8 protein-coding genes are annotated in these 10330 nt (G+C 66.4%); 6 read left to right on the top strand and 2 right to left on the bottom strand.

What is annotated here, in order from left to right:
* Positions 1 to 4 precede the first annotated feature (4 nt).
* Entirely contained in the window at positions 5 to 2800 is a 2796-nt protein-coding gene (locus tag IB256_RS26185) for an ATP-binding protein (RefSeq protein ID WP_192404644.1), read from the bottom strand.
* A gap of 474 nt (positions 2801 to 3274) precedes the next feature.
* Here IB256_RS26185 and IB256_RS26180 point away from each other — a divergent pair, with 474 nt between their 5' ends.
* A complete protein-coding gene (locus tag IB256_RS26180) occupies positions 3275 to 3685 on the top strand; it encodes a helix-turn-helix domain-containing protein (RefSeq protein ID WP_192296351.1) in 411 nt (136 codons plus the stop codon).
* 174 nt (positions 3686 to 3859) lie between these two features.
* Positions 3860 to 4489: an isochorismate family cysteine hydrolase YcaC gene (gene ycaC / locus IB256_RS26175; RefSeq protein ID WP_192319086.1), complete on the top strand. Its 630-nt coding sequence runs from the start codon at positions 3860 to 3862 to the stop codon at positions 4487 to 4489.
* A 290-nt stretch (positions 4490 to 4779) separates the two neighbouring features.
* Here ycaC and yghU read toward each other — a convergent pair whose 3' ends face one another.
* Positions 4780 to 5616, bottom strand: a complete 837-nt coding sequence (gene yghU, locus IB256_RS26170) for a glutathione-dependent disulfide-bond oxidoreductase (protein WP_192295507.1) — start codon at positions 5614 to 5616, stop codon at positions 4780 to 4782.
* Positions 5617 to 5869: 253 nt separating this feature from the next.
* Here yghU and IB256_RS26165 point away from each other — a divergent pair, with 253 nt between their 5' ends.
* Genes IB256_RS26165 through IB256_RS26150 form a run of 4 tightly spaced genes read left to right on the top strand, consistent with a single transcriptional unit; the run spans position 5870 to position 10194 of the window.
* Complete coding sequence (locus IB256_RS26165; RefSeq protein ID WP_192404643.1) at positions 5870 to 7402, top strand: sugar ABC transporter ATP-binding protein; 1533 nt, start codon at positions 5870 to 5872, stop codon at positions 7400 to 7402.
* A gap of 13 nt (positions 7403 to 7415) precedes the next feature.
* Positions 7416 to 8438, top strand: coding sequence for an ABC transporter permease (locus IB256_RS26160; protein WP_192404642.1), 1023 nt, complete (start codon positions 7416 to 7418; stop codon positions 8436 to 8438).
* A 25-nt stretch (positions 8439 to 8463) separates the two neighbouring features.
* On the top strand, positions 8464 to 9519 hold the full coding sequence (locus tag IB256_RS26155) for a substrate-binding domain-containing protein (protein ID WP_192295510.1): 1056 nt from the start codon (positions 8464 to 8466) through the stop codon (positions 9517 to 9519).
* A gap of 9 nt (positions 9520 to 9528) precedes the next feature.
* The gene (locus IB256_RS26150; RefSeq protein WP_192404655.1) at positions 9529 to 10194 is read left to right on the top strand and encodes a sulfite oxidase-like oxidoreductase; all 666 of its coding nucleotides are present in this window, start codon (positions 9529 to 9531) and stop codon (positions 10192 to 10194) included.
* Positions 10195 to 10330 lie beyond the last annotated feature (136 nt).

Here is a 10330-nt window from a genome sequence, read left to right as displayed (position 1 = left end):
ATCGTCAGTGACCGCAGGCCTCGAGGCATTGCCGCGCATGGCGCTGGTCCGGTGAGTCCAGGCCTTCGGTAAAGCGCTGGTAGACCGGCTCCAGCAGTTGCCGCGCGGCTTGCTGTTTGCCCTGCGCGCTCCACAGCTGCGCCAGGCCGGTAGCCGATCGCAGTTCCCAGGCCAGTGCGCCTTGCTCCTGTGCCAGTGTCAGGGCGCGGATCAGCAGGGTTTCGCCGCCGAGCAGGGATTCGCGGTCGCCGCGCGCCAGCAGGGCGACCGCTTCGTTGCGCAGGATTTCCGGTGCGCACCAGCCGGCCGCGCCGGTGCGTGCGCGCATCAATTGGGCCTGATCGGCGGGCAGGGGACGGCCGCCGAGGGTCTGCACGATGTCGCGCACCAGGCCGACGGCAGGTGCCGTGGCGCCGGCAGTTTCATCGAGCTGCATGGCCCACGCATAGTGCCGCGCCCAGTCGGTGAACAACGGCACGCGGTGGCGCTCGGCAACCTCGATCATCTGCCGAACGCGGCTGCGGGCCTTGTCGAACTCGCCGTTGTAGAAGGCGATGACGCAGCCGGCTACCGCGAGGCTGTAGGCGATGGAGGCGCTGTGGTCGATCTCGCAGGCCAGTTCGATGGCTTGTGTCGCCATGCGCTCCGCCTGCTCGGGCAAGCCACGTAACCAGAGCGTGCGCGCCTGGGTGGCAAGAGACGCAACCTGCTGGTCGTATTGCACCCCCAGACAAGGGGCGAAACGGTTGGCCCGGCGCTGCTCCTCCAGACGCCGCAGCACTTCGTCGCCGACGGTCTGGGCGCGTACCTGGTTGCCCGAATAATGCAACGCCAGCACCTTCAGGCGCAGGGCGCTGGTGGCGAGCATCTCACCCTGGCCGTCGCTCAGCCGGTCGAAGTGCCGGCTCTGCTCGGCCGCCTGCTGGTACTGGCCGGCCCACAGCAGCACGGCCAGGCCGCCGGACAGCGCGGTGAGTTCCCCGTTGAGGTCGCCGATCTGCTGGGCGAGGTAGCGGGCGTTCTGGAAGGCCTCGTCCGCCTGACGGTTGCGCACGTCGTGGTAGGTCGTGTTGCCCAGCGCCAGCTCCAGGCGCATGGCCAGTGACAACGATGAAGCGGATTCGGCGCTGAGCAGGCCGAGTGCCGCGCTCACGTAAGGACCGTATTCGTGCAGCAATGACAGCTCCTGCCAGAGCGGTGCCGAGCAGGCCGCGAGGTGAATGGCCTGGGTGTGCCGGACTTCCGCGTGCAGCCCCCAGTCGAGTGCCGCGCGAACTTCCGCGAGCCACGGCGAGTGTTGCTTGAGCCAGCCCAGCGAAGCGGACCTTTCCCAGTCGTTCTGCGCGGCTTGCATCGTGTTCTGGCACAGCTGCAGGTGGCGTTCGCGGGCCTCGTGCAGTTCGCCGGCGGCCTGGAGTTTCTCCAGCGCGTGCAGGCGGGTCGGTTCGAGCAACCGGTAGGTGACCTCGTCGCTGCGAATCTCGGTGGTCAGCAGCGACTTGGCGGTCAGCTGGTTCACCAGCACGAAGGCCGAGCCCAGGTCCGCCGGCTGGCCGAGGACGGCGGCGATGGAGTCCAGGGTGAAGCTGCCGCGGAACACGCTCAGGCGACGCAGGCAGGATTGCTCCGCGGGGCGCAGCAGTGTGTAGCTCCAGTCGAGCATCGCGCGCAGGTGTTCGTGGCGGCTGGGCGACTCTTCGGACTGCAGCGGCAGATCCAGGTAGCCGTCCTGCAGCAGTGCGTCGATGCCTCCGTCGGCCTGCCCCAGGTGGCCGGCGGCCAGTTCCAGCGCCAGCGGAATGCCCTCCAGGCGCCGGCAGATTTCGCCGACGCGGGGGAGGTCTTCGGGGCGGAATTCGAAGTCCTCGTGGGTCTCCTTGGTCCGCTCGATGAGCAGTGCGACGGCGGGGTAGGCGAGGGCGTCCTCGACGCTGCCGACCTGCGCCGGCGGGCATCCGAGCGGCCGTAGCGGCAGGATGTATTCGCCGGTAGCGCGCAGGCTCTCGCGGCTGGTGGCGAGGATGTGGATCTGCGGCGCGTGGCGCAGCAGGCACTCGACCAGATGCGCGGCCGCCTCGATCAGGTGCTCGCAGTTGTCGATGAGCAGCAGCATCTGCCGGTCGGCGACCTGGCGGCAGAGATGTTCCAGCGATTCGCCGGCCAGCCCCGGAATGCCCAGCGCGCAGGCGAGCGTGCTGTTCAGCGGTCGCGCGTCCTGCAATGGGGTGAGGTCGAGCATGCGGATGCCGTGGGGATACTGGCCGATGAAACGCTCCGCAGCCTGCAGGGCGAGGCTGGTCTTGCCGATGCCGCCACAGCCCACCAGGCTGACGCAGCGACGTCTCGGCAGCTCGGTGACCAGGCGCTCCAGCTCGGCCTCGCGGCCGAGCAGGCGGTTGCGCCGGGGTGGCAGGTTGTGGTCCGCCGACTGGCCGTCATCGGGGGCGGGCGTCGCCTGTGCCGACGCCGTCAGCGGCTCGACGAAGCTGTAGCCGCGCAGCGCGATCGTGACAATGAAGCGCCGCCCGTTCTGGCCATCGCCCAGCGCTTTGCGCAGAGCGGTCATGTGTACCCGCAGGTTGCCTTCGTCGATGTCCTGGCCGGGCCAGGCGCGGGCCAGCAGCTCGCGCTTGCTGACTACCTGGCCGGCGCGCTCCAGCAGCGCCAGCAGGATGTCCAGCGCGCGTTGCCCCAGGCGCAATGGGCGGCCGGCTTCGAGGATCACGCGGGATGCGGGATAGATCTGGTAGGGGCCGAAATGAAGCACGGTTTCGACCGTGGCCACGGGCTCGGGAATCATCGTCTGGTAGTCGCTTTCGCACGCTGGGGGCAGGTTTCGCACCGGTCCTGACGTCAGCCCCGGTGGCACAGGTCCATCGACTCTCCGGTCGATTGGCCATTTCTTGTGTGGATGGCAGTCAGGGTAAACGACGGCTCAGCGTTGAGCCATCCTGCGACGGGCGGGGAGTTTTGCCGGCGGGCTTAATAACGATTAACGCCGGCTCGCTGTGGCGCTGGCCCGCGATACCGCAACAGGGTGCCCCCTGTCCCATCCCCCATGTGCTGCAAGCCACGCCGCGCAAGGCATGGCGGCTGACTGGCGGCGCTTTCGCGGTGTTGTCGGGTGGCCGCGCGGACCCTGGAAATATTCGCTTCCGGCGGTCGCGCCGCTGCATTTCCTCTGCGGCGGGTTAATGCGGTTTAACCAGCTTTAACTCGCCGGTACCCCTGCACCCACAAAGAATGGTTCGCAGACCGCAGGGGAGAGACCAGCATGCTTCAGAGACTCATCAGCCAGATTCCAGTGGACGCCCCCAAGCGCGATCTGGCCCCCTGGCAGAAGGAGCGTGCCCAGGCGCTGCTGCTCAAGCATCTGGACAGCGGCATCACGGTCAGCGACCTGGCCGCCGCCTGCGCACTGTCACGCAGCGACTTCACCCGCAAGTTCAAGGTCACCACCGGGCATTCGCCCCAGGCCTGGATGCGAATCCAGCGGGTGGAGAAGGCCAAGCAACTGATGCGTGAGTCGACCTTCCCGCTGGCGGAGATCGGCCTGCAATGTGGCTTCTGCGACCAGGCGCATTTCTGCCGAATCTTCTTCCGCCTCGAAGGCGTTACGCCGCTGAGCTGGCAGCGGCGCTTCTTCGATGGGATGCGCGAATCCACCTGGCGACACGCGGGTTAGCTCGATCCCCCTTGTGGCAGATCGTTCTGAAAATGGAACGCTATAAGTGAATTTTGCCGTCTGGTGGATCAAGGGTGTCGAATTTAATCTTTGTTCCATGCAGTGACGCGCTGCAAACGAGTCCAAACCTTCCGGCACAGCCGGACCCACTGAAAACAAATCGAGGATTTCACCATGGCCAACCCCACCTACAACCGCCTGGACAAAGACAACGCCGCCGTACTGCTGGTCGACCACCAGGCCGGTCTGCTCTCGCTGGTCCGCGACATCGATCCGGACAAGTTCAAGAACAACGTGCTGGCGCTGGGCGACCTGGCCAAATTCTTCAACCTGCCGACCATCCTCACCACCAGCTTCGAAACCGGCCCCAACGGCCCGCTGGTTCCCGAGCTGAAAGCGCAGTTCCCGGACGCGCCGTACATCGCCCGCCCCGGTCAGATCAATGCCTGGGACAACGAGGATTTCGTGAAAGCGGTGAAGGCCACTGGCAAGAAGCAGCTGATCATCGCCGGCGTGGTGACCGAGGTCTGCGTGGCGTTCCCGGCGCTGTCGGCCCTGGCGGAAGGTTTCGATGTGTTCGTCGTGGCGGATGCGTCCGGCACCTTCAACGAGATGACCCGCGACGCCGCCTGGCGTCGGATGGAAGCGGCTGGCGCCCAGCTGATGACCTGGTTCGGCGTGGCCTGTGAGCTGCACCGCGACTGGCGCAACGACATCGAAGGGCTGGCTGCCCTGTGCTCGAACCACATTCCGGATTACCGCAACCTGATCACTGCCTACAGCACCCTGACTGCTGGCAAGTAATCGCGCGCTGAAGTAAAAAACCGGAGCCTCTGAAGGGGCTCCGGTTTTTTATTGGCGTTCGTACGGTGCTCTCCTGCGGAGGCGGAGCCTCTCCGTGACCGTAGACTCCATTCACATCGAGGCCGCGGCGAAGCACGACCGTAGGATGGGTGGAGCGCAGCGATACCCATGCTGGCGGCGCACCGGATTTGATGGGTATCGCTGCGCTCCACGCCATCCTACGAGAACGTTCGCCGGGAGGGGCGGCAGAGTGCGGGACGCGATCCAGCTCACGCCCCAGGGCTAATGAATCACTTGCTGAAGTCGTCGGCGCTGTGCCGCTCCGGCAGGGCGTCGTCGCCCCAGGTGCGATTGACCCGGCGGCCACGTTTCACAGCCGGGCGAGCGGCGATCTCGTCGGTCCAGCGGCGCACGTGTGTGTAGCTCTCCACATCGAGGAATTCAGCCGCCTCATACACCTGGTTGTTCAGCAGCGCGCCGTACCAGGGCCAGATCGCCATGTCGGCGATGCTGTATTCGTCGCCGGCGATGTAGCGGTTCTCGGCGAGCTGGCGGTCGAGCACGTCGAGCTGGCGCTTGACCTCCATGGCGTAGCGGTTGATCGGGTACTCGTACTTCTCCGGCGCGTAGGCGTAGAAGTGGCCGAAGCCGCCGCCGAGGAAAGGCGCGCTGCCCATCTGCCAGAACAGCCAGTTCAGCGTCTCGGTGCGCTTGGCCAGGTCCCCGGACAGGAAGTGGCCGTACTTCTCCGCGAGGTACACCAGAATTGAGCCGGATTCGAAGATGCGCAGCTCCGGCTCGACGCTGGTGTCCAGCAGCGCCGGGATCTTCGAGTTCGGGTTGATCCCGACGAAGCCGCTGCCGAACTGGTCGCCGTCGCTGATCCTGATCGGCCACGCGTCGTATTCGGCGGCGCTCACGCCCAGTTCCAGCAGCTCTTCGAGCAGGATGGTGACCTTCACGCCGTTGGGAGTGGCCAGCGAATACAGCTGCAGCGGGTGCTTGCCGCGTGGCAGTTCCTTGTCGTGGGTCGGGCCGGCGATGGGCCGGTTGATGCTGGCGAAGGCGCCGCCGTTGCCCTTGTCCCAGGTCCAGACGCGGGGTGGAGTGTAGGTATCGTTCGCCATCGTGAGTTCTCACCTTGTGGGTTGATTGCCATGGATGCTAACCGCCGGGTCTGCGTTGCGTCAGCCGTTTTTCGGGCGGCTGTTGCTGGGCGAACAGTACGCTTGTGCATGCGCAGCCGGTTGTTAGTATATGCATAAACGATATTAAAAATTAGTTGATGCATGGTTTGAGACTATAAAAGAATCGCCGCTCAGTCCAACGGCGAAGCTCTGATACGGCGCTTTCGCTCTGCCCCGTCGTATCGAGAGCCTGATGTCCGTCCAACCTGCTTCCGTCCCGTTCCTCCGCCTCGAAGGTGTCGGCAAGTCCTTTGCCGAAAACCGCGTGCTGGCCGGTCTGGACCTGGATATTCGTCCCGGCGAAGTCCTCGCCCTGCTCGGCGCGAACGGTGCGGGCAAGTCGACGCTGGTGAAGATCATCGCCGGCTCCCATGGCCATGATGCCGGGCAGTTACTGATCGATGGCCAGGCGGTGCGTTTCGCCTCACCCCACGACGCCCGGCGCCACGGCATAGTTGCCGTTCACCAGCAGGTGGAGCAGGGCGTGGTGCCCGGCCTGAGCGTCGCGGAAAACCTCCTGCTGGACGAACTCTGCGGCGCCTCCGGCGCCCTGTTCTTCCGTCCTCGCGAGGCGCTCAGGCGCGCGGCTGAAATCGCCGCCGGCCTGGACCTGCATCTGCCACTGCAAGCACCCATCGAAACCCTCGGCACCGCCGAGCGGCAACTGGTGATCCTGTCCCGCGCGCTGGCGTTGAAACCGCGCCTGCTGATCCTCGACGAGCCCACTGCATCGCTGTCGACCGTCGAAGCCGGGCGCCTGTTCCAACTGATCGACCACCTGCGCGAACGCGGCGTGGCGATCCTCTACATCTCCCATCGGTTGTCTGATCTGCAACGTGTGGCGGATCGCGCGCTGGTGCTGCGTGATGGCCGTCTGGTCGGCGAGTTCACGGCGCCGCTGGATCTCGGCGCCGCCGTGGAATCCATGCTCGGCGCCGCGTTGGGCGATGTGCAGTTGCAGCCACTGGAGCGCGGCGAGACGGTGCTGGCCCTGCGCGACTGGCAGCTGGAAGCCCATAGCGCGACATTTGACCTGGATCTGCACGAAGGCGAAGTGGTCGCCCTGACCGGCCTGCTCGGCGCCGGCAAGAGCGAGATCGCCGAAGTGCTGTTCGGCCTGCGCCGCCATCACGCCGGATCGATCCGCCTCGATGGCCGCGACTGGCTGCCCCGTACGCCGCGCGAAGCGATTTCCGCCGGCGTGTTCTTCGCCGCCGAGGACCGTGCGCACAACTCGTGGGTGCCGGGCTTCTCGGTGCGCGCCAGCATGACCTTGCCGTTCCTGCGCAGTTTTACGCGCTTCGGCTTCATCGATCGCACGGCCGAGCGCGCCAAAGTCGCCGAGCAGATCGAAGCGCTCGGCATCAAGGGGCCAGGCCCCGAGCATCCTCTCGAACTGCTCTCCGGCGGCAACCAGCAGAAGGTCATCCTCGCCCGCTGGCTGCTGGGGCAGGGCCGCGTGCTGATCCTCGACGAGCCCTTCCAGGGCGTCGATGTGCGCGCCCGCCGCGACATCGGTCAGCGCATCCGCGCCAGCGCCACCGGCCGCGCCACGCTGGTGATCTGCAGCGACCCGGACGAAGCCCTGGAAATCGCCGACCGCATCCTCGTTGTGCGCGACGGAGCGGTGGTCGCCGAACTGCCCCGGCACGACCTGCAACGCAGCGAGATCGTCGCCCATCTCACCCCAACCAACCCTTCACGCCAGGAAACTGCGCGCATCTAGAAAGGAGCCGTGCGTGTCCAGAACTACCGTGGGCAGCCCAGCGACGTCGCCCGTCGCACGCTTGCTCGACTTCCTCATCCACTACGCGCTGCTCTTGCTGCTGGCCCTGCTGGTGCTGGTGTTTGCGCTGCTGGAGCCGGCCTTCCTGCGGGTCGGCAATCTGTTCCTGGTGCTGCAGTCGGTGTCCATCGTCGCGCTGCTCGCCCTGGGTGTGACCCTGAGCATGGCCGTGGGCGGGCTGGACCTGTCCATCGGTGCGGTCGCCGCGCTGAGCCTGATGACCGCCAGCTACGTGATGGTGGTGCTGGACTGGGGGCCGCTCGTGGCGATCCTCATCAGTCTCGGCCTCGGCACCCTGGTCGGGCTGCTCAACGGCTGGCTGATCGTGCGCATGCGCGTGCCGGACATCCTAGCCACCCTTGGCAGCATGTTCCTGGTGGTCGGCGTGCAACTGATCCCCACCGGCGGCCGCTCCATCGCCGTCGGCATGACCCTGCCCAACGGTGACGAAGCGCCGGGCGCCTTCGCCGGCTGGTTCCTCGCCCTCGGCCGCGCGCAGTTGTGGGGCTGCGTGCCGGTGCCCGTGGTGGTGATGCTCGGCTGCGCACTGCTGGTCTGGCTGTTCCTCGAGCGCACGCGGCCGGGCCGGCTGTTCTACGCCATCGGCGGCAACGAGCAGGCCGCCCGCCTCGCCGGTGCGGCGGTGGAGCGCTACAAGCTGCTCGCCTACGTGCTCTCGGCGCTGCTCGCTTCGCTGGGCGGATTGCTGCTGGCGGCGCGCCTTGGACGTGGCGACGTCAGCTCCGGCAACGGGCTGGTGCTCGATGCCCTCGGCGCTGCGCTGATCGGATTCGCCGTGCTCGGCGCGCAGAAGCCCAACGCCTTCGGAACCCTGGTGGGCGCGGTGCTGGTAGCGACCCTGCTCAACGGCCTGACCATGCTCAACGCGCCTTACTACGCGCAGGATTTCGTCAAGGGCGCCGTGCTGGTCTCGGCCCTGATGTTCACTTTCGGTCTGGCCCGGCGTGGGCGCTGATCGCACTTTCTCGGAGATTCAACGGATGAAATTCACCCCCGCCAAATCCCTGCGCGCGCTGTTCGCCGCCGGGCTGTTGCTGTCCGGCGCAGCCAGTGCCGTCGCCGCCGGGCTACCCGGTGCGCCCGCACCCTTCGACAAGGGCGGCGTGCAGATCGCCCTCGTCGGCTACCTGTTCTCCGGCGACTTCCCCGAGGCCTATCTGCGTGGCGTCGAGAAGCAGGCCAACGCGCTGGACGTGAAGCTGCGCGTGTTCGACGCGCGCCAGCAGGCGGCCACCCAGCGCGAGATGCTGGAGCAGGCCATCGACCTGGGCGTGGACGGCATCATCGTCCAGCTCGGCCTCGCCGAAACGCTCAAGGACTCCATCGACAAGGCACTGGCCAAGGGCATCAAGGTAGTGACCTTCGACGTCGACGTGAACGACCCGCGCATCACCCGCGTCGAGCAGGACCACCGCGAGCTGGCGCGCCTGGCCCTCAAGCAGGTGCTGCAGGACAACGGCAACCAGTTCGACGCCGGCTACGTGTACATCGACGGCTTCACTCCCATGGAGCGCCGCGACGAAATCTGGCGCCAGGTGAAGGCCGAGCACCCCGGCATCGTCGAGAAGGCGCGCTTCGGCACGCTCAACGCGCCGATCGCCAACTCGGTGGCCGACCAGGCCAGCGCGGTGCTGCGCGCCAACCCGGACATCACTGTGTTCTTCGCACCCTTCGACGAGTTCGCCAAGGGCGTGAAGATCGCCGTGGACGAAGCCGGGCTGGGTAAGCAGGTGAAAATCTACAGCGCCGATATTTCCACTGCCGATATCCAGATCATGAAGGAGCAGGGCAGCGCCTGGAGCGCCACCGCTGCGGTCAACCCGGAAGTGGCCGGCGCCATCAGCGTGCGCAGCCTGGCGCTGCGCATCGCCGGGGAGAATCCCGGCGAGCAGGTGCTGGTACCGCCGACCCTGATCACCCGCCAGCAATTGCTCGACCTCGACGTGAAGAACGTCCGCGACCTGGCGCGCAAGGTGCCGGCCTTCGGCGAGGCGCAGAAAGTGGCGCAGGCGCCGTGGATCCCGCTGGCGAACTGAAGCATGAGCCTGCACGACAAGGCCCGGCGCCTGAAGAAGGCACGCTCGCCGGCTGGTGACCCGCGTTACGGCGAACGCCTGCCGCCGGGGCAGGTGCTGACCGAGCGCTTCCCGATCCTCCACGAAGGCGAGGTACCCGAGTACGACCGCGCGACCTGGCGCCTGCGCCTGTGCGGGGCACTGTCCAGAACGCTGGAACTGAGCCTGGACGACCTGCTGGCGCTGCCGCAGCGCGAGCTGGTCTGCGATATCCATTGCGTCACGCGCTGGTCCAAGTTCGACACCGCGTGGCACGGCGTGCACCTGTCCGACCTGCTGGCGCACTACGGAGTGGAGCCAGCCGGGCAGTTCGTCATGGCCTACGCCGACCACGACTACGAGACCAACCTGCCGCTGGAACACCTGCTGCGCCCTGACAGCCTGCTTGCCACGCATTACGCCGGCGAGCCGCTGACCCCGGTGCACGGCTGGCCGCTGCGGTTGGTGATCGCCGGGCGCTATTTCTGGAAGAGCGCGAAGTGGCTGCGCGAGCTGGCATTCAGCGACAGCGACCGCCTCGGATTCTGGGAGCGCAATGGCTTCCACAACGAGGCTGATCCGTTCCGCGAGGAGCGTTTTTCCGGCGAGGCGCTGGATATTCCCGAGGACGAATGGGAGCGCAAGGCCTTCGATTGACGGGCGTCGCTGTTGCTGGGCAAACACTTTGAGCTGTTGCTCGGCGAACACCGTAACCAGTTATAAACAAAGCATTTTTTATTCGTTTGAAAGCACTCTGCCACTAGCTAGGATGATGCCTTCCCCATCTGGTCAG

It is taken from the genome of Pseudomonas sp. PDM17, from assembly GCF_014851985.1.
Lineage (GTDB): Bacteria > Pseudomonadota > Gammaproteobacteria > Pseudomonadales > Pseudomonadaceae > Pseudomonas.
This window is presented reverse-complemented; position numbering and strand designations above follow the sequence as displayed.